This window comes from Marivita sp., assembly GCF_965656765.1.
Taxonomy (GTDB): Bacteria; Pseudomonadota; Alphaproteobacteria; order Rhodobacterales; family Rhodobacteraceae; genus Marivita.
On sequence record NZ_CBFHLV010000035.1, the window covers coordinates 12,398 to 33,126 of the forward strand.

The 20,729-nt window shown below is 58.5% G+C and carries 16 protein-coding genes; 3 read left to right on the forward strand and 13 right to left on the reverse strand.

What is annotated here, in order from left to right; genetic code table 11:
- Positions 1 to 55: 55 nt before the first annotated feature.
- The gene (locus ACTG4M_RS10745; protein WP_439123655.1) at positions 56 to 979 is read right to left on the reverse strand and encodes an ADP-ribosylglycohydrolase family protein; all 924 of its coding nucleotides are present in this window, start codon (positions 977 to 979) and stop codon (positions 56 to 58) included.
- A 120-nt stretch (positions 980 to 1,099) separates the two neighbouring features.
- The gene (locus tag ACTG4M_RS10750) at positions 1,100 to 2,578 is read right to left on the reverse strand and encodes a sensor histidine kinase (RefSeq protein WP_439123656.1); all 1,479 of its coding nucleotides are present in this window, start codon (positions 2,576 to 2,578) and stop codon (positions 1,100 to 1,102) included.
- Between the two features lie 271 nt (positions 2,579 to 2,849).
- Here ACTG4M_RS10750 and proS point away from each other — a divergent pair, with 271 nt between their 5' ends.
- Positions 2,850 to 4,193 (forward strand): proline--tRNA ligase, encoded by a 1,344-nt coding sequence (gene proS, locus ACTG4M_RS10755; protein WP_439123657.1) that lies wholly within the window; start codon positions 2,850 to 2,852, stop codon positions 4,191 to 4,193.
- A 29-nt stretch (positions 4,194 to 4,222) separates the two neighbouring features.
- A complete protein-coding gene (locus tag ACTG4M_RS10760) occupies positions 4,223 to 5,128 on the forward strand; it encodes a serine hydrolase domain-containing protein (protein ID WP_439123658.1) in 906 nt (301 codons plus the stop codon).
- Positions 5,129 to 5,166: 38 nt separating this feature from the next.
- On the opposite strand, the gene glmM is transcribed toward ACTG4M_RS10760, so the two are convergent.
- From glmM to ACTG4M_RS10805, 9 genes are all read right to left on the reverse strand, one after another.
- Positions 5,167 to 6,510 (reverse strand): phosphoglucosamine mutase, encoded by a 1,344-nt coding sequence (gene glmM / locus ACTG4M_RS10765; RefSeq protein ID WP_439123659.1) that lies wholly within the window; start codon positions 6,508 to 6,510, stop codon positions 5,167 to 5,169.
- Positions 6,500 to 7,519, reverse strand: a complete 1,020-nt coding sequence (gene folP / locus ACTG4M_RS10770; RefSeq protein ID WP_439123660.1) for a dihydropteroate synthase — start codon at positions 7,517 to 7,519, stop codon at positions 6,500 to 6,502. The genes glmM and folP overlap by 11 nt, the downstream gene beginning before the upstream one ends.
- Positions 7,520 to 7,558: 39 nt before the next feature.
- Positions 7,559 to 8,485, reverse strand: coding sequence for a dihydroneopterin aldolase (locus ACTG4M_RS10775; protein WP_439123661.1), 927 nt, complete (start codon positions 8,483 to 8,485; stop codon positions 7,559 to 7,561).
- Between the two features lie 122 nt (positions 8,486 to 8,607).
- A complete protein-coding gene (locus ACTG4M_RS10780) occupies positions 8,608 to 9,240 on the reverse strand; it encodes a cell wall hydrolase (protein ID WP_439123662.1) in 633 nt (210 codons plus the stop codon).
- 185 nt (positions 9,241 to 9,425) lie between these two features.
- The gene (locus ACTG4M_RS10785) at positions 9,426 to 12,005 is read right to left on the reverse strand and encodes a putative PEP-binding protein (protein WP_439123663.1); all 2,580 of its coding nucleotides are present in this window, start codon (positions 12,003 to 12,005) and stop codon (positions 9,426 to 9,428) included.
- 42 nt (positions 12,006 to 12,047) lie between these two features.
- Positions 12,048 to 14,270 carry a glycine--tRNA ligase subunit beta gene (gene glyS / locus ACTG4M_RS10790; protein ID WP_439123664.1) on the reverse strand — a complete coding sequence of 741 codons (2,223 nt, stop codon included), beginning with the start codon at positions 14,268 to 14,270 and terminating at the stop codon, positions 12,048 to 12,050.
- A complete protein-coding gene (locus ACTG4M_RS10795) occupies positions 14,271 to 14,798 on the reverse strand; it encodes a DUF6446 family protein (RefSeq protein WP_439123665.1) in 528 nt (175 codons plus the stop codon).
- A gap of 3 nt (positions 14,799 to 14,801) precedes the next feature.
- Positions 14,802 to 15,503, reverse strand: a complete 702-nt coding sequence (locus tag ACTG4M_RS10800; protein WP_439123666.1) for an FkbM family methyltransferase — start codon at positions 15,501 to 15,503, stop codon at positions 14,802 to 14,804.
- On the reverse strand, positions 15,503 to 16,432 hold the full coding sequence (locus tag ACTG4M_RS10805; RefSeq protein WP_439123667.1) for a glycine--tRNA ligase subunit alpha: 930 nt from the start codon (positions 16,430 to 16,432) through the stop codon (positions 15,503 to 15,505). The genes ACTG4M_RS10800 and ACTG4M_RS10805 overlap by 1 nt, the downstream gene beginning before the upstream one ends.
- Before the next feature lie 154 nt (positions 16,433 to 16,586).
- On the opposite strand from ACTG4M_RS10805, the gene ACTG4M_RS10810 reads away from it, so the two are divergent.
- Positions 16,587 to 18,308 (forward strand): trypsin-like peptidase domain-containing protein, encoded by a 1,722-nt coding sequence (locus ACTG4M_RS10810; RefSeq protein WP_439123668.1) that lies wholly within the window; start codon positions 16,587 to 16,589, stop codon positions 18,306 to 18,308.
- Here the strand turns inward: ACTG4M_RS10810 and ACTG4M_RS10815 are convergent.
- Both ACTG4M_RS10815 and ilvC read right to left on the reverse strand, forming a co-directional pair.
- Positions 18,292 to 19,221 carry a DMT family transporter gene (locus ACTG4M_RS10815; RefSeq protein ID WP_439123669.1) on the reverse strand — a complete coding sequence of 310 codons (930 nt, stop codon included), beginning with the start codon at positions 19,219 to 19,221 and terminating at the stop codon, positions 18,292 to 18,294. The two genes, ACTG4M_RS10810 and ACTG4M_RS10815, sit on opposite strands and share 17 nt — an antisense overlap.
- 337 nt (positions 19,222 to 19,558) lie before the next feature.
- Positions 19,559 to 20,581 (reverse strand): ketol-acid reductoisomerase, encoded by a 1,023-nt coding sequence (ilvC, locus tag ACTG4M_RS10820; protein ID WP_439123670.1) that lies wholly within the window; start codon positions 20,579 to 20,581, stop codon positions 19,559 to 19,561.
- Between the last annotated feature and the right edge of the window lie 148 nt (positions 20,582 to 20,729).

Genomic DNA, 20,729 nt, shown 5'->3' on the forward strand with positions numbered 1-20,729 from the left:
GAATGCAAAACCTGTCGCGCTTGGCGCTTGGATTGGCTCCGAAAAGGAGAGAAGCTTAAGCAGACCCAAGCCTTGTGCACCCGTCCCAAATCGTGGCGCCGTTTGTCAGCTTCAGCACCCATGCCAGGGGGATGCCCGATGGTGTCGCGACGCCTTGCGCAGCACCCATCGCGGCCCCGATCGGGATCGCCCGCCCAGCGCTGTCTCCGCCTGCCAACACGTTGCGTTCGACCGCCTCAGCATAGCTGCTGCTGTGCTTGAGAATGTGAAACATCGCCGGGCCAGAGGTTGGTAAATGACATGCGCGCCCAACCTCACCCGTAAAGACGGTTGAGTCAGTTTCTTGCGTCGTTAGCGCGTGCCTCAAAGCTGCTTGTATGTCGCCTTGAGCATTATCGGCGGCCGCCACAAGCGCACTGTCCAATGGCTCACCATCAAGCACCCGGCCCAAAAGATCGATAAACACAGTGTTATAGTCGTCTGCCACGTCGTTGACATTGGTGATCTGCATCGCAGCCCGCGCCATATCGGCCAGTTCAGACGTTCTGTGATAGGCGGCGATTACCGCAGGCAATCGCGACAGGGCAGGGTTCTGATCGTCGTCGATGCCCGAAGGCGTTTGGTTATCCGCGATCCGCTCTAGCGCGCCGCGTGTCGGGCGGTCGATATAGCCGGTAAACCCGCCGCCAGGGCCGAAATGGGCCGCAAAGGCCGCTTGTTGCGCGGCCACGTCGAACGTGCCGTTCTGCGTGTTCATTGTTCGGATCGCCACCCAAAGCGCTTCGCCATATTGCGTCAGCATCCCGTTTTGGCGTGCCGAATGAGCGAAGTATCCCTTGGCCCCGTCAAAATGCTTGGCGTCCACGGGGGTGAACGCCGCCGCACCACGGTGTTCTGCGATCTTGGCAATACGGTCGGCATCATAGAGCCAGTGCAACCCAAGGCAGGCGGCGTCGGCGACCAAAGCGCCGAGCAACATGTCGGATTTGGAATGAGATGAATGTGGATTGTGCATGCAGCGCCTCTTGTGAATGACTTGGGGTGACTTGTGGCGCGGCTGGGAAATGGAAAACCTCAATCGCCTGAGACTTGGTTCAGGTCACAGTTCCACAGGAGCCAAAGGCATTGTGATACGGGCAGTCACACGGTCGTCTTCTTTTACGCGGTTCACTTCGGCCCCGATTTGCGCCGCAAATTGTTGGATCAGGCGTTCGCCAGTGCCGCCTGAATCGATATCCAGCGTTGCTTCTGCAACCTGATGCGCGTTGTCTACCGTAACGTGCAGCACCCGTTCCGGTGTCACATCGACCACCAAGGTCACTGGACTTTGCTCGTGTGGAGAGCCGTATTTGATCGCATTGGTCAAAAGTTCGTTCAACATCAGGCTCAGTGCGATGGCGGTGTCGCTTTTCAATTGGATGACTTCGGACGGATGGGTGAACACCATCGCGGCGTCTGGCAGTTCGGCGCTTTTGCGGGTCGACATGACAAGCCGGTTGAACAGTGTCATCAGGTCGATCTTGGCGGCATCGTCGTCGATCTGGATTGCGGCATGAACATCCGCCACCGCGCGCACACGGGATTCTACGGCGCGCAATGACTCCCGCGCTTTTTCCGCCGCTGGCCCCCCAGCCACAATCAGTCTGCTGGACTGCAACCGCAGAAGCGATAGCGCGATTTGCAGGCTGTTCTTGATCCTGTGATTGGCCTCGACCACCAGCGCCTCGCGAAGATGAACCGCCTTTTCCAAATCGCGGCGGGCGTTTTCCATGTCGGTCAGGTCAACGAAGGTGCCCACCAGTTTGGGGCGGCGGTCCACCGGATCAGTTGCGATCTCGCCGCGGATGCGCACAAACCGTTCTTCGCCGGAAGGGAGCGGCACCCGGTAGTCAAATGATGCGATCTCGCCATGCGGTGCATCCAAAACGCGGGCTACTTCGGCATGGACCGCACCGATATCGTCCTCATGCACGCGCTCAAAGAACGGTGCCGCATAAGGTCCCGCCTCTTGCGGGGCAAAGCCGAACATTGCGTCGATTGCGTCGTGGCGCAGGAAGAGGTCAGTTTCCGGATCATAGCTGAAATACGCAACCGACGCTGTCGATGTGGCCGCGCGTCGGTGACTTTGTGCCAGTCGTGCAGTCAATGTGGCTTCGGTCACATCGCGCGCGGTCTGCAGGATCGCGATAACATTTCCGTCCTTTTGGATCGGCGCGAAATGCATTTGCCAGTGATGTTCGACATAATGGCCTTCGTCGGACAACAGATCGAACCGCGCCGGGCCAACCTCTTGCGGTTTGCCGGTGCGCATGACGTCGTCTGTGGCGGTGCGGATAAAATTGACGGCGTCCGATCCTTCTGCGTCATCGCTGGGCGGAAAGGCTTCGAACATGCCCATACCAGCGATGTCGGCCCCAACCGAGGACGACATCACGGCATGTGCCGAATTGCGCCACAACACTGTCAGTTTGTCATCGGGCAAATAGAAAAGCGCAGCGAAGGGTACGGCTTCGAAGCCAAGGGCAAGGATTTCTGTGATTGACTCGGGACGTTCAGACAGCTGCATCTCAGTGTTCATTCTTCTGTCGCACCCCAAAAACCATACATCTTTAAGGTTGTATGATTTTAAGAACAGAGTCCACTCTTTGGGCGAAAGGGCACGGGATATGATTGGGGTGTTTTGCTTCCCGTGACTCAGAAATGAGCGTATCGGTCGGAGTGCTGCAAACGACGTCTTGTCCAGGGTTGAACAGCCGGGACACCAGCGATGAGCACAGAACTCCGCGCTGCTCTTGTCCGGGTCGATGCAACCCGCTAGGACAGGCCAAACCACCCATCAGAGGTCTCAGATGCGCCTGTCTCGCTATTTCCTGCCCGTTCTCAAAGAAACGCCTGCCGAGGCGCAAATCGTCAGCCACCGTCTGATGCTGCGCGCCGGTATGATCAAGCAGGCCAGTGCCGGGATCTACTCGTGGCTGCCATTGGGCTACAAGGTTCTCAAGAACATCGAAAACATCGTGCACGAGGAACAGGCCCGCGCAGGCCATATCCCAATGCTGATGCCCACCATCCAATCGGCTGACCTGTGGCGCGAATCCGGTCGCTATGATGCATTTGGCGATGAAATGCTGCGCATCAAAGACCGCCATGACCGCGACATGCTGTTCACGCCCACCGCAGAGGAACTGATCACCGATATCTTCCGCTCTCATGTCAGCAGCTACAAGGATTTGCCGCTGACCATGTACCAGATCCAGTGGAAGTTCCGCGATGAGGTCCGTCCGCGCTTTGGCGTCATGCGGGGCCGTGAATTCTATATGAAGGACGGTTATAATTTCGACCTGAACAAGGAAGACGCGCTGCACGCTTACAACCGCCATCTGGTCAGCTACTTGCGCACTTACGAACGTATGGGCCTGCAGGCGATTCCAATGCGCGCGGATTCCGGCGCGATGGGTGGCGACAACACGCACGAATTCCTTGTGCTGGCCGAAACTGGCGAGTCCGAAGTGTTCTATGACAGCCAGATCACCGATCTGAAATTCGGCGATCGCGCAATCGATTACGACGACCACGCGCAATGCCAGGCCGTGCTGGAGGAATTCACCTCACGCTACGCCCGCACGGACGAAACCCATGACGAGGCACTTTTCAACGAAGTCCCCGAAGACCGCCGTCGCACTGCGCGCGGCATCGAAGTGGGCCAGATCTTCTACTTCGGGACCAAGTATTCCGAGGCGATGGGGGCAACTGTTGCCGATGCGGACGGCAATCGCGTGCCTGTCCATATGGGGTCGCACGGGATCGGCGTCAGCCGCCTGTTGGGGGCAATCATCGAAGCCAGCCATGATGACAATGGCATCATCTGGCCCGAAGGCGTGACGCCGTTCCATTGCGGGATCGTAAATCTCAAGCAAGGTGATGACGAAGCTGATGCCGCTTGTGAGGCACTTTACAGCAGCCTGACAGCTCTGGGGCTCGATCCGCTTTATGACGACCGCAACGAACGGGCGGGCGGCAAGTTTGCGACGATGGACCTGATCGGGCTGCCATGGCGCATCACCGTTGGTCCGCGCGGACTCAAGAATGGGGTCGTGGAACTCACCTCGCGCCGTACCGGTGAAAGCGAGGAACTGCCACCTGAACAGGCCATCGCCAAGGTGGCTGGGATATACGGCAAGGCCACAGTGTGATCTTGCGCGCGGCGGCTGTCCTGTTTTGCATGGCACAGGGCGCGTCGGCGCAAACATCTGACGACGTTGCGCAAGCTGTGCAGAACTGGCTTACGGACCATTCCGCACACGGTGTGATCGCAATAAAATCACCCGATGCTGCTTTAGAAGTTGTCGACCTCGGCCTGCCGGCAGATCAAGCCGTGGAATTGGCAAGCCTGTCCAAGGCGATTACAGCGATCTGTACAGCAACCTTGGTCGATGAGGGGTTGCTGGCTTGGGTGGACCCGGTGTCGGATTATGTCGATGGCTTCAAGGGCATCACAATCGCGGACCTCGTCACACATCAAAGTGGCGTGGCTCAAGACGCCACACAAACCTATATGAGCGCTTGGTTGGGCGATCCACAGCACCGCGCGCCGGATGTTGTGGCAGAGATGCGCAAACGCGGTGCGCCTACCGGGCCACAGGGCAACTACGCTTATTCAAATGACAATTATGCGCTGCTTGCGCTGGTGATCGAAGCCGCTGCACAGCAATCTTATCAAGACACCTGCCAAACCCGGGCGCTGGCACCTGCCGGAGTGACCGCCGTTCCCTCAGGCCAGAGCGGTGCGTTTTTGGCATGGGGTGGCTGGTCGATGCGCGTGGGCGACTATTTGTGGTTCCATGATCATTGGTTCGACACCGCGCAAGCAGACTTTCAGGGGCCAAAGGCAGCGATTGGCGGCGGGGCGGTGTATGGTTTGGGCATGTTGTCACGGACCATGCAAGGCGGTTCGAATTACTGGCATTTCGGAGCGCTTTGCTTTCCGGGTGGTCTGAACGCCGGTAGCTTTGCTGTCGCGTTCCATAATGCCTGGCGCGTGGTCGTAGCCTATGACCGCTGTGTGGATTGGCCTGATATGGTCGAGCTTGATGCGGCTATAGTGAAAGCCGTTTTTCCCGACCTGTGAGGCAACGCGCCGTTCGCCTTGACGCATCCAACCGGCTCTTAAACCGACGCGGCGACTTCGGCCACGATCCCGTCCACCACGTCGACCAACAGCCCTTCGTCCTCGCATTCCGCCATCACACGGATCAACGGTTCCGTGCCAGATTTGCGGATCAACAACCGCCCCTTGCCGATCAAACGCGCTTCGGCATCAGCGATTGCGGATTGGACGCTCGCCGCGTCAAGCGGGGCAACTGATGGATCATACCGCACGTTCTTAAGCAACTGCGGCACAGGATCGAAACTGCGCGCGAGGGCGCTTGCAGGCTGCCCGGTGCGGCACATCTCGCCCAGAAACTGAAGCCCCGCCATCAGACCGTCACCGGTCGTGGCATAGTCCGTCATCACGATATGGCCCGACTGCTCACCGCCAAGATTCCAGCCCCCACGCCGCATCGCTTCAACCACATAGCGGTCGCCAACGCCGGTGCGTTCAAGACGCAAACCGCGCCCGTCGAGAAACCGCTCCAACCCGAGGTTGGACATGACTGTCGCCACCAGAACACCGCCCATAAGACGCTCTTCCTCGGCCCAGCGGGCTGCCATCAGCGCCATGATCTGGTCGCCATCGGCAACTTGCCCCGTCTCGTCAATCAGGATCACCCGATCCGCATCGCCATCCAGACAGATGCCGACATCCGCGCCGTGTGCGACTACGGCGGATGCGGCCAATTGCGGATGGGTCGATCCGCAGCCTTCGTTGATATTTGTTCCATCTGGTGTCACGCCCAACGGGATCACGTCTGCGCCCAGTTCCCAAAGAACTTCGGGCGCGGCCTTGTAGGCAGCTCCGTTGGCGCAGTCGAGCACCACCTTCAAACCGTCCAGCCTCATACCGGAGGGAAAGGTCGATTTGACCCTCTCTTGGTAGCGGAAGCGCCCATCGTCGATCCGTTTGGCACGACCAATATTTTTTGCTTGCGTTGGGGCCACGCCAGTTTCGATCAATGCTTCGATCTCGGCCTCGTCGGCATCCGACAGTTTGAACCCATCAGGGCCGAAAAACTTGATCCCGTTGTCCTGTGCCGGGTTATGACTCGCCGAGATCATGATCCCCAGATCAGCCCGCATCGACGGCGTCAAAAGCCCAACCGCAGGTGTCGGCACAGGGCCCAGCAGCAGCACGTTCATGCCTGTCGAGGTCAAACCGGCTGTCAGCGCGTTTTCGAACATATAACCCGATTGGCGTGTATCTTTGCCGATCACAACGCGGTGCACACCTTTGGAATCCTGACGAAAGTGGCGCCCGACCGCGGCACCGATCCGCAGTGCCATATCGGCGGTCATCGGAAACGTATTTGCGGTCCCCCGCACACCATCCGTTCCAAAAAGCTTACGCACCATCGCCAAACCCCCACTCAATTGCGCGCCACAGCGCCAGTGCCTGACGGGTTTCCGTCACATCATGCACACGTATTACTTGCACGCCTTGGGACGCCCCATGCAAGGCCACCGAAACCGAACCTGAAACCCGTGTGTCTGCGGTGCCAGTGTTGGAAATCGTTCCGATGAATTTCTTGCGCGACGCACCCAGAAGTATCGGACAACCCAATCCGTGAAAGAGGGAAATATCGCGCAAAAGCGTCAGATTGTGATCCAGTGTCTTGCCAAAGCCGATGCCGGGATCGACCATGATCTGATTGCGCGGGATACCGGTTGCGACAAGCGCCTCAACCCGGTCAAACAAAAAGTCATAAACATCGAGTCGCACGTCGTCATAGCGCGGTGCATCCTGCATCGTCTGGGGGTCGCCCTGGGCGTGCATCACACAGACCGGAGCTTTGCGCGTGGCACAAAGCGGGGCCAGACCGGCGTCGAATGTAAAGCCTGATACATCGTTCACAACTGCTGCACCGGCATCCAACGCTGCCTCGGCAACCCGCGCTTTGCGGGTGTCAATCGACACGGGCATATTGAGTTCGGCGGCAATCGCCGCAATTGGGCCAGCGACTCTGCGGATTTCCTCGTCAACTGGCACCGTTTCGGCCCCAGGTCGCGTGCTTTCGCCGCCCACATCGATAATTCCTGCACCCTCGGCTGCCATGTGCCGGGCCTGGGCCACCGCCGCGTCGGGGTCTAGATAGCGACCACCGTCGGAAAAGCTGTCTGGTGTGACGTTGAGAATGCCCATCAAGGTTGCGCCGCCCATGTCACATTCTGCAATTGATGCGCGCGGCGAAGTCAAATGGTCAAGCACGTCATCGGGAATGGCTTTGGCTGGGATGACCTCTGGTTTGGCGTCGCGGCGCAGCATCACAGCATCGGAAAACCACAGCGGGCCACCGGCCAAGAGCATCGCATCCTTTGAGCGCAGGTGACCGGATCGGGGTAGGGGGCGGTAATAGGTCTTCATGCGGTGTGAATGAAACGCAAACCCTGCTTTGACAAGCGTCTAAAGCGCGCCTTCGCCGACCGGGCTGTTGCGAACTGTAACATTCTCAACCGTCGGGCTATCTGCGCCAATCACCAGCAGCTCGCTGGCTTCTATTTCCTGCGCGAACCATCCTGTTAGGGCGACTGTATCCGTGACGGCCATCTTGGGGGTGTCCACTGCATCCAGCACGATTTTGGAGGGAGCCCAGATGCAGACTTGACCGTTCTTCATTGCCCAGTCCAATTCCGTCCGCGTGGCGACAACTTTGCAACGGGCGTCGCGCGCTGCAAGGCCCCATCCGTTCTGCTCAATGGCCAAAAGGTCGATCCGTCTTTGGGCCATCGCTTCTCTGACTGTTGGGCGCGGCCCGTCGGGCAGACCAACGCAAAGGATCAAGGGTGCGGGTTTCGCTCTAAGCTGGTCTAGCCACGTACCCAGGCTGTCGGATGAAATCGCGTCATTTGACAAGTAAACGATGCGCGGGTGAGGGCGCTCTTGGCTGCTGTCCTGCCCGGCATCCTCAAGATCGGTGCGGGAGCGTACGATTTCGACGCCAAGTGCGCCGGGGCCGCGATCCAGTTTCTCAATCCGCACAAAAGCGCGCATAGCCTGTGGTTCTAACAAGATCCGCTCGGCAATGCGTTCGGCCAGCGTTTCCAGCAGGTTCAGCCTTTCTGCGGCCAGTTCAGTTGCGATGGCTTCGGTAACACGGTCGTACGACAATATGCGGTCTACATCATCGTCGATATGTCCGACGATTGGTTGCACTTCGACAACGACGTTAAAGCAGATGCGCTGGCGGGTGCCGCGTTCGGCCTGAAAGGCACCGATTTCAACATCGACAATGTGGTCGCGTAGGGAAATGCGATCCACGGGTCCGTCATCTGCGGTGGCAATCGCCCGTTCGGACGGGTGCGCAAAGGCAAGTCGAATTTCAGAGCTCATGGCGCATCCCCCGCATTGGTCCCCGTGCTGCTAGCAGAGGTTGGCCAAAACGAAAATGCCGCGAAGGGGCGTTTTGAACACCACTCGCGACATAAAACAATTCGGGGCCAAGGCTGGTGGCCTTAGCCGTTGCTGCTGACACGCCAGGTGTGGCGGTAGAACAGATGCACACCAATCGACGCCGTTTTGGTGTAGGTGCGGGCCCAACGTGGGCGTACGGCGGTGGTGTGATAGTGCGTGGCACCATCGGTCAAATTCATCGGTGCGCGGCCATCCAAAATGGCGCGGGCTACTTTGCCGACTCGGTCCCAAGCACGCGGTTCGCGGATGCGCTCGGGGATGCCATCACAGGTATAGGTGAACTGACACTGGTATTTCTTGCCGGTGCCCTGATTGATGACACCGCAGACGCTATCGGGGAAGCGACCACTTTCAACACGGTTCATGATCACTTCGGCAACCGCGAATTGGCCTTTTATCGTTTCGCCGCGCGCTTCGAAATACAGCGCCTCGGCGAGGCATTCCCATTGTGCACCGCCAGACGCTTTGTCCTGGGCGCTCAGCCAAGAGGTGTTGTAGATCGCCGTATTGCGGGACACTGGGGTCACAAGCGACGTCATGTGTGATTTGCCTGCAGACGTGAGAACGGTTTGTTCTTGTTTCAGAAGCGCTTGCGCGGCTTCATTCGTGCGCTCGGCCAAGGTTGGCGTCGCCATAGCAGCCATCGTCAGGATCAATGCAAACAATCTCGTCATTCCGAGTGTTTATCTCGCAGCGTTGTGGGTGGCGGCGAGTTGCACAAAAAAATGGCAGCGCCGCGCGTTCGACGGGCTGTTACAGAAATATTCGGTTTTTCACAAGCCAACAGCCTATGCACGCCGTGCAAGGCTGCTGCCCGTCTTTACAATTCGGCAAGATTTAGGCCGATTGTTGCCAGAACCTACCCTATCTTGTCGGCCAACGCAAGTTGTGCTGCGGCCAAACGCGCCACTGGAACGCGAAAAGGAGAGCAGCTCACGTAGTCGAATCCAGCTGCCCGACAGAAGGCAATCGATTCGGTATGGGCCGCATGTTCTCCGCAAATCGACAAAACCACATTTGGACGGGCGGCGCGACCGCGAACGACACCCAAACGCAACAATTCTCCGACCCCTTCGGTGTCCAGAATATGGAAGGGGTCTTCGCTGAACACGCCTTGGCGGACATACTCTGACATGAACCGCCCAGCATCGTCGCGCGACAGGCCGTAAGTCATCTGCGTCAGGTCGTTGGTGCCGAAACTTAGGAATTGCGTATGCTCGGCAATATCGCCAGCGCGCAGGCAGGCGCGGGGGGTCTCGACCATCACACCCAGACGGTAGGTGAAGTCGGCGCCTTTTTCGGTTCGGACCGCGGCGGCGACGGCCTCGACCCGGCCGCGTACCAACTCAACCTCGCGCTTGGCTGACACCAGCGGCACCATGATTTCGGGCACCACGGTGATGCCAAACTCAGCCGCCTCAACGGTCGCCTCAAAGATCGCACGGGCCTGCATATCGTAAATCTCGGGCACCGTAATACCCAGACGCACACCGCGCATGCCCAACATCGGGTTGTATTCGGCAAGGCTGTCGATCCGCCGGGTCACATCGCTGACCGGGATATCCAGCGCCTCGGCCAGTTCCCGTTGCCCGGCGCGGGAGGTGGGCAAGAATTCATGTAAGGGTGGGTCAAACAGGCGAATACAAACCGGTTGACCTTGCATGATCTGGAACAGCTCAAGGAAATCTGCGCGCTGCATCGGCAGGACAAGCTCTAACGCCGCCTGTCGGTCTTGCGGGTTCTGCGCAAAGATCATCTCTCGCATCGGGGTCAGGCGTTCAGCCTCAAAGAACATGTGTTCAGTCCGACACAATCCGATGCCTTGCGCGCGAAAATGCAAGGCGGTTTTGGCATCGGCAGGGGTGTCGGCATTTGCTCGGACCCCGATATCGCGCTCGGCGTCAGCCCAACTCATGAAGGTTCGGAACGTGCCGTCCAGCGTCGCTTCGATCATGTCGACTGACCCGGCAAGAATTTGGCCACTGGTGCCATCGATGGTGATCTCGTCACCTTCCTTGATCAATCGCCCATCAGCGGCCACCAAAGACCTGCGCTTCAGCTGGAACCGGATGTTGGCTGCGCCAACGACACAAGGCAGGCCAAGCCCGCGACCAATCACCGCCGCATGGCTCGTCATTCCGCCCCGTTCGGTCAACACGGCTGCGGCAACATGCATGCCGCGAATGTCCTCGGGGCTGGTTTCGCGCCGTACCAGTACGCAGGCTTCGCCACGAGCGGCACTGGCCTGAGCAGCCTCTGACGAAAACACGACCCGTCCCGTCGCAGCACCGGGGCTGGCGGCGATGCCTGCCCCCAGCACGTCACGTGGGCTATTGGCCGCGACCTGACGGTGCAGCAACTCTGACAGGGCGCGCGGTTCGATCCGCATCACGGCTTCTTGCTTGGTGATGATCCCGTCTTCGGCCAGCCGCACCACGATCCGCAACGCTGCCCGCGCGCTGCGTTCGACGCGCACGCCATCCAGAATGTGCAGATTGCCATTTTCGATGGTGAACTCGATCTGCATTTCCTCGCGTAGCTTGGTGCGCATCAGTGCCGCGTGATCTTTCAACGCTGTAAACGCCTCGGGGGCCAATTCCTCAAGCGATGGGCCGCGCGGGTCCTTTTCAAGGAAAATTGACGCTGCGCCACCGTCCAACGCCTCGCGGCCCTGACTTTGACTCAGATACCGGCCTGTGATCTGGGGCAACCCGGTTGAGGAATTGACAAGCTGCAACACGCCAGATCCGCATTCACCGCTGCCCAGCCCCAACGCCATTTCCTGCACCACAAGGCCCAACCCAGCGTCAACTGGCGCGCCTTTGGCCTGGCGCAAAAGCCGCGCTGTTGTCCCCTCCCACGCGCGCGCCATGGATCGCAGAATTTCGGCCAGTTGCACTGCGGGGTCTTGGGGAAACGGCTCTTCGGCCTCTTCCTCATATAGCTGTAATGCCTCGCTCAACGCGTCATGGCCTTCGCCGTCGATCTCGTCAAAGACCTCGGCATCGAGACGGGCAACGTCGATGGCGTAATTCATGACAAAGCGCAGGTAGATCTCGGTCGCGGCCGGAGTTCCGATCTGATCGCACAGATCGACATAGCGAGCGTCGTTCATGCCGATATTGAGTACGGCACCGGGACCACCCCAATCGGGGTCCTCTGATGACGGACGCACACACAAAAGCGAATTGGGGTCGAATTCCGCAAGAATGCCAGAGACATCCGGCCGATACCCCGACGCGATCTGGTGCACCGCATTGAATGACAGGGCCACCGTTAACGGCACTGGCAGGTCTAGCCGGACCAACCGTTGCAGGCATTTCGCCCGCCCGCCATGGGTCGGTGTCGACATGGGCGAAGTCGATGCAATCAGCGTCACATCCGGGTTGTCATGGTTTGGTTTCTGCACCGCAGCACCTCTTGGATTTGGACGCAGCATACGATGGTCGCGCGACCTGACAAGAGGCGTTGATGGCGCAGTCTAGCCCTCGATCCGCGTCAGATCCGCCACTTGCAAACAGGTCGTTCGGATCGTGCTAAGCAGGTTCAAACGGTTGCGCCGAAGAATCTCTTTTTCGGAATTGACCTGCACCGCTTCAAAGAACGCATCCACCGGGCCGCGCAGACTGGCCATCGCCGCCATTGCGGTGCCAAAATCTTGATCTTTCATGGCTGGGGCAATCGTGGCTTCTGCCTTGGTCAGTGCGTCGAACAGGGCTTTTTCAGCTGGGTCTTCCGCAAATTTGGGATCGGCCCCGAACGAGTATTCGACCCCATCCTTTTCCTCAGCCTGACTGAGAATATTGTTCGCGCGCTTGAAGCCTTGAACAAGGTTCTCACCATCCTCGGTCGCCAACACGTCTTGCAACGCCGTTGCGCGTTTGACGAGCAGCGCGAGGTCATCGTTGCCGGGCATCGAGATGCAGGCATCGATCACGTCGTGACGGATGCCTTGGTCGCGAAGGTACACTTTGAGGCGGTCGTGGAAGAAGGAAAGAAGATCGACTGATTTGTCTGGTACTTCGTTTTGCATCGCGTCGAGCCCGTCGGTTTCGGACCCATCGCGTTGCGCCTTGAGCGTGCGGTATGCAGCACCAAATACGCCATGCTGTGCAATTTCGCGGATCAGGTCGGAGACATCGTCGTCGCTCACTCCGTCGATCAAGTGTCCTTTATGCCGTACCAATTGTTCGTCCACGAACCGGTCCAGCGACAACGCCAGACCATTCTCCAGCACCAACCGGATCACCCCCAGCGCAGCACGTCGTAGCGCGAATGGGTCCTTCGACCCCGTAGGCTTCTCGTCAATCGCCCAGAACCCGGTCAACGTGTCGATCTTGTCGGCCAGCGCCACGGTCACTGACACGGGGGCAGAAGGCACATCATCCGACGGTCCCAATGGCGAGTAATGCTCCTGGCAGGCTGCGCCCACCTCGGGCGGCAAACCTGCCGCATCGCTGTAATAGCGGCCCATAAGCCCCTGAAGTTCCGGGAATTCATAAACCATTTCCGACGCCAGATCGGCCTTGGCAACACGCGCGGCTTGTTCGGCCAGATCGGCATCCGCGCCCACGACTGGCGCAATCTCGCGAGCCAGCGCTGCAATCCGCTCGATCCGGTCGCGCTGTGATCCCAGCTTGTTGTGGAAGGTCACGTTCGACAGGCTGTCGCTCCATGCGGTCAAGCCGTGATCTTTGGCCATGCGCAGATCGTTCTCCCAAAAGAACTTGGCATCCGCCAGACGCGCCGACAGCACCTTTTGGTTGCCCGCCAGAATCGTCGCCCCGTGATCTGCTGTTTCGCGGTTCGCCACGGTGATGAACCGTTCGATCCGGCCCGTCTTGGGATTGCGGACAGAAAAGAATTTCTGATGCTCTTTCATCGAGGTCTGCAACACCTCTGGAGGCAGTTCCAGAAACTCTTCCCCGATTTCGCCCATGAGCACGACGGGCCATTCAACCAGCCCGGCGACCTCGGACAAAAGCCCCTTGTCTTCGACAACCTCAAGCCCGCTGGCAAAAGCCTGATTGGTGGCGTCCTGCCATATTGCATCAGCGCGTTCGCTTGCATCCAGCACCACATGCGCCCGCTTGAGCTTGGCTTCATAGTCGTCAAAGCTGGAGACGTCGAACGCCCCCGGTGCCATGAACCGATGGCCTTCGGTACTGCGGCCCGACACGATACCGTCCACATCCAACGGCACAACATCAGACCCATCTTCGCGCGACAGCACGCACAGAATGCGGTGCAGGGGACGCACCCAGCGCAAGCTGCCAGCGCCCCAGCGCATCGACTTGGGCCATGGGAAGTTGCGAATGGTGTCTTCCAGAACCCCAGCCACGATCTCTTCAGCTGAACGGCCCGGCTTTTCGATCACCGCATAAAACACGCGGCCTTTCTTTTCGTCCCGTTCGATCAGGTCCTCTCGGGCCACACTGGCACCGCGCAGGAATCCCTCAATCGCCTTTTCCGGCGCATTGACGCGGGGGCCTTTGCGCTCTTCCTTTACGTCTGGCGACCGGTCGGTCAGGCCATCCACTCGCAAGGCCAAACGGCGCGGTGTCGAATAGGTGGCGGCGCCCGCGTAGGTCAGACCAGCGTCGACCAAACCGTTGGTCACGCGGGATTGGAGGTCGGCGGCCGCTTTGGACTGCATCCGTGCAGGGATTTCTTCGGAAAAAAGCTCGATCAAAAGGTCGGGCATTTAGCTGCCTCCGTTATCGCGTTCAGGGCAATCGTCGCCCAGCGGGCTGCCATCATAGGCTTTGTCGCCGCAATCGTTAATTTCGTGCCAGATGTAGCCGCGTCCGTCCTCACTGATGGCGACCACGCGGTCGATCCCAAACTCGCGGTTGCGTTCGCTGGTGAATACCTGCGCGCGGCCCAGTGCAATGTCCTCGCCGATGGCTTCGGCATCAAAACAATCGAACCATCCCGGTGCGTTGCGCGGCGATGCGCCGACATACTGTTCATAAGTTGACGTGAGCGTCGATAGCGGCGTCTGCGTGGTAAAGCATGCTCTATATCTGATGGGTGAACTTTCGCTGTCAATCGCTTGAAAATCCTCATAAAGGATTGTTTCGCGAGCGCCATCCAGCGTCGCCAGTTGCACGTCATCCGTGCCGGTGGGTGTGACCGTTTCGTAATAGGCATAGACCTGAAGATAGTACATCGACACGCCCGCAAGTAGCGCGCTGACGACAATGACGATGGTGAGGATTTTGCCGGTCATCGTCTATTTCCAATCCATATTTACATGCGGTTGCGTCATCTGTGCTGCGCGATCCCGCAGCGCATCGGTGCGCGCCAAAAGGTCTGGGATGCGGCTTTCGTGGGTTTCGACGAACAGATGCCCGATCCGGGATTTTACCGGATGGTCAAAAAGCGCCTCAAGCAGCGGCACCTCGGCTCCTTCAATGTCCATCTTGATGACCGCAATGTCGGCATTCAACCCCTCGAGGAACGCTGGAAAGTCGATCACGCGCACGTCTACGGCGCTTTCGGTGTCGATATTCCGCTTTTCCGATATCAACGAAGATGACTGCGATTGCTCAACCGGATCCGCATCGAAAGACGACGTGCGGTATAGCGGAAAGGTACCGTCTTCGATGCCCGCTGCCGCCTCGACAATTTCGACATTTGGCACAGTGGCCAGCCGTGTCCGCAGTTCGGCTGCTGTCCACGGGTCTGGCTCGAAGGCATAAACCTTGGCGGCATGTGCCGCCATCGTCTGCGTGTGCTGACCCAGATTGGCTCCAAGGTCGATGCACACTTTGCCTTTTGAGTTTGCCAATGCCTTTCGAAACGCTGCCTCTGCCGCGGGCGCATAGAGCTTGCGCAGCTTGCGGCGATATTTCAGCCCAAGCTCTCCCGGCAGATGCTGCATCAGGCCGTACTTGGCCCGCCGCAGTGGCGTATTTCGATTGGCTTGTGCCATCAGGCGGCATAGCCCCCGGCATCGGTTTGCACAAACGCATCGGCACAACGCTTTGCCAGTGCCCGCACCCGCCCAATATAGCTCTGCCGTTCCGTGACAGAGATCACGCCGCGCGCGTCGAGCAAGTTAAAAATATGGCTCGCTTTGATGCATTGGTCATAGGCGGGATGCGCCATGATGATGCGCTTGCCGGTTTTGGGGTCGTCCGCGTCCTGATCCAGAATGCGGGCACATTCCGCCTCGGCCTCTTCGAAATGGCGCAGCAAAACATCGGTGTCCGCCACGTCGAAGTTCCAACGCGAATATTCCTGTTCTGTCTGGCGGAACACATCGCCGTATTTCAAAGCAATAGGAGCGTCCGGATCGTTATAGGGCATGTCCATCACGTGATCGACGCCAAGCACATACATCGCCAGACGTTCCAACCCGTACGTCAATTCGCCCGAAACCGGATGGCAATCATGCCCGCCAACTTGTTGAAAATACGTGAATTGTGACACTTCCATACCGTCGCACCACACTTCCCATCCAAGCCCCCAAGCGCCAAGCGTGGGGCTTTCCCAGTCGTCCTCTACAAAGCGGATGTCGTGCAGGGTCATGTCGATCCCGATGGCCCGTAGCGATCCAAGATACAGCTCTTGCAGATCCGGCGGCGATGGTTTGATCAGCACTTGGTACTGATAATAATGCTGCAAGCGGTTCGGGTTCTCGCCATAGCGCCCATCGGTCGGGCGCCGCGATGGCTGAACATAGGCAGCAGCCCAAGGCTTGGACCCCAATGACCGCAGTGTTGTCGCTGGGTGAAACGTACCCGCACCCACTTCCATGTCGTAGGGCTGCATCACGGCACAGCCTTTTTGGGCCCAGTAGGACTGCAGGCGCAGGATGATTTCCTGAAAACTGCGCGGCTTTGTGATGGTCTGGTCCATGGCGATGTCACCCCGGTTTGTGCTGGTGCCTGATTAGGCGCATGGGGTCCGGGGGTCAATTGCGTGCGAGGCTCTAATTTTCGCGTTCCAGTGTCGGCACAATCTTGCTAGAGCAGGTCGTTGAAACAGGTTTTTTCTCGCAGGTGACACTCACATGATGCGCAAGGTTTTGTTTTCGGTACTAGCAACGCTGGTATTTTGGGTTCACGCGGCGGCGGCGCAGGAAAGCGTGTACGTCCAGATCGAAGCCCAACCAAGCCTGTCCGTCGCCGAAGATCGCCTTCGGGACTACGCGTCTATTCTGCCGGATGTGAATGGGTTTGATCTGGGGCGCGGCTGGTATGGTATCGCCCTTGGCCCATATCCCCGCGATGAGGCAAACCGCGTGTTGCGCAGCCTTCGCGCGCAGCGTCTGATCCCCAGCGACAGCTATCTCGAGGGCCCTGATCGCTATGGCCAGCGTATCTGGCCCATTGGCGCCGGTCCGGCAACGATCGTGCCGCAGCCCGCGCCTGAGGTTACTGTGGCACCCGAACCTGAGCCACAAATTATCGACGAAACCCCACGTGAGGCTCGGGCGTCCGAGGCATTGTTGACTCGTGAAGAACGCCAGCAGCTGCAAATTGCGCTGCAATGGGCGGGTTTCTACAATTCCTCCATCGATGGCGCTTTTGGCCGTGGCACCCGGGCGGCGATGCGTGGTTGGCAGCAATCCAACGGTTTTGAAGACACCGGCATCTTGACCACTGCGCAACGTGCCGAGTTGTTCCGCCAGTACAATGCGGTCCTCGAAGGGATGGAGTTGCAAAACGTGCGCGACACACGTGCGGGCATTTCGATTGATCTGCCGCTGGGCGCTGTGGCCTTTGATCGCTACGACAGCCCCTTTGCGCATTTCGACCCCACCGGTACTGTAAACGGCGCGCGGGTTTTGTTGATCAGCCAACCGGGCGACCGTGACCGCCTTGCTGGTCTTTACGAGATTATGCAGACGCTGGACATCGTGCCGCTTGAGGGCCCGAGGGACCGCAACCGCGACAGCTTTACTCTGACCGGTGAGGACAGTCGCATTGTATCCCACACCGAAGCGCGGCTTGATGGCGACACGATCAAAGGCTTCACTTTGGTGTGGCCCACCGGTGACGAAGAGCGGCGCAGCCGTATTCTTGCCGCTATGCAAAATAGCTTTGCGCCCATCGACGGCGTTCTGGATCTGGCTGTCATTGCCGAAGACACCCAAAGCGTTGACCTTGTCGCAGGGCTCGCCATTCGCAAACCCAAGCTGACTGCCTCGGGCTTTTTCGTGGACCGTCAGGGCAAGGTGGTTACCACTACTGCTGCTGTTGCGAATTGCGGGCGCATCACTTTGAATGGCGATTACGACGCCGAAGTCATGGCCTCTGACGCCGCATCGGGCATCGCCGTTCTGCGTGCAACACAACCGCTGGCTCCGAATGCCGTGGCTCAGTTTCGTGATGGTGCGCCGCGTTTGCAGTCCGAGATTGCAGTGGCGGGCTATTCTTTTGGTGGCGTGCTGCCATCGGCTACGATGACATTCGGCCGCTTGTCCGATCTGCAGGGCCTTAATGGCGAAGACAACCTGACTCGTCTGGACATCAGCACATTGGATGGAGACGCGGGTGGCCCGGTTCTGGATGATGGCGGCGCGATCATTGGTATGCTGGTGCCTCATGATGCAGGCGGTCGGCAATTGCCGGATCACGTGAACTTCGCCACCAACAGTAACGCTGTTCAGGCGGTTCTGTCGCAAGCGGGTGTGTCGCCTCAAGTCACAGCCGGTCTTGCGCGTCTGGATCCGGTGGACCTCACTCAAAAGGCAACCGCGATGACCGTGCTGGTCAGTTGCTGGGAGTAGGCTTGCGCCCAAACAGCCGCATCAACGCGCCCCATTGGCTGACGAACATACCGCTCAGGATCAATCCCATAGCAAGCAACAGGATGGGCTTGAACGGCTCTCCCAACATGACGATCCCGAGGATGACCGACCACATCGGGACCTGGTAATTCACCAGTGACATAAAGACCGGCCCCGCGCTGCGGATCACTAGGATGCGCAGAATATTGGCACCCGCTGTGGGGATCAGCCCAAGAGCAGCTACAAGCAGCAGAATATCAGTTTCGGGCATCGGCGGCGGGCCCTCGACGATCAAAGCCATCGGCAGCACCAGCATTGACCCAAAAACCAGCGCCAAGGCCCCAAGGCCAAACGGATCAATCGGAGGCAACCGCCGGACCAGAACCGAACTGCTGGCGTAACAGGCCGCAGCACCCACGCAGGCCAGCCGCCCGAGAGGTTCCAGAGGATCGCCGCTGGATTCAAACGCCTGACCGCCCAACAGGACCGTCACACCGAAAAATCCGATCATCAATCCGATCAACCGGCGCAGCGTGATCCGTTCGCCCGCAACAAAGAGATGCGACAACGGCAACACGATCAGCGTCACTGACGCCATTGAAACGCCTGCAAAACCTGATGTGACGGTCTGTTGGCCCCAGCTGAGCAGCATGAACGGGATGGCCGAGTTCAACACCCCCGACACAATCATCGCACCCCATGCGGTTTCGTCCGTCAGAAACACCCGTCCACCGCGCCATTGCCAAACAGCGCATGTCAGAAGGCAGGCAAATCCGATCCGCCCTGCCGCGAGCCAGAACGGTGTGATCCCGGTGAGTGCCAGTTCGATGAACAGAAAGGTCGCACCCCAGACAAAGCCTAGGGCGGCCACCATGCCCCAGTTGGCTGGAGTGATCTCAGGAGGTGTCTGCATGAAAATTGGGCATCCTGCATCCGGCGGCAGAGGAATCTGCTGCGAAAGATTGCAACTGGTGTGGGTTTGATTAGCTCTTTAGGGAGCTGTGGCATCCGCAGCAACACCCAATTCGGGATCAAAAAAGTCTGTCAGGAGGATTATATGGACGCGTTTTTCATTCTACCTATCGTCATACTTATTGCGCTGCTGGCGTGGTGTGTGTTGCAGCTTAAAGACGACATGTAGGGCCGCGTCCGGGCACGCTTTGTGTCAACGCATCGAACCGCTACCCCAAAAACCACACTAAAAAGGGCAGCCCAACGGGCCGCCCTTGAATCACAACTGACCGATTGGATCAGTTCTTCGCTTTGTCGACCATCTTGCCTGCGGAAATCCACGGCATCATGCCGCGCAGTGTCTCGCCTGTGGCTTCGATCTGGTGCTCATCGTTGATCTTGCGGGTCGCTTTGAACGACGGCTGACCAACAGCATTTTCAAGCATGAAGTCACGCACGAATTTGCCGGTCTGAATGTCGGTCAAAACCTCTTTCATGCGCTTCTTGGTTTCGTCGTAAGGCAGGATGCGCGGGCCGGACACGTACTCGCCGTACTCTGCTGTGTTCGAGATCGAGTAGTTCATGTTCGCGATGCCGCCTTCGTAGATGAGGTCCACGATCAGCTTCACTTCGTGCAGACATTCGAAATACGCCATTTCTGGCTCATAGCCTGCTTCGACCAATGTCTCGAAACCCATGCGGATCAGTTCGACCAAGCCACCACACAGAACTGCCTGTTCGCCAAAGAGGTCGGTTTCGCACTCTTCGCGGAAGTTGGTTTCGATAATACCGGAACGACCGCCACCGATGGCCGAGCAATAGGACAGACCGATTTCCAGCGCACGGCCAGAGGCATCGTTGTCCACCGCCACAAGGCAAGGCACGCCGCCACCTTTTGTGTATTCGCCGCGCACCGTGTGGCCTGGGCCTTTGGGCGCCATCATGATTACGTCGGTGCCCGCTTTGGGCTCGATCAGGCCAAAATGCACGTTCAGACCGTGAGCAAATGCAATCGCTGCGCCGTCTTTGAGGTTGTCATGGACGTATTTCTTGTATGTTTCCGCCTGAAGTTCATCGGGCATTGTGAACATGATCAGGTCACACCAAGCTGCCGCTTCGGCGATACCCATAACCTTAAGGCCTTCGCCTTTGGCTTTCTTGGCCGAAGGAGAGCCTTCGCGCAGGGCGACGACCACGTTCTTGGCACCGGAATCGCGCAGGTTCAGCGCGTGTGCATGGCCTTGGCTTCCGTAGCCCAGAATGGCCACTTTCATGTCTTTGATCAGGTTGATATCGCAATCGCGATCGTAATAAACGCGCATGGTTTTTCCCTCGTCTGCGTTTCGATTGAGGGGCACAATAGGGAGTTTCGACTTAGGATGGCGGCGAATTCCGCGTGTTCTTTTCAGATCTCGGGGATTTCATTCGTCATATCGACGTGATACGCAAAAATCATGCTCGACGCTACCG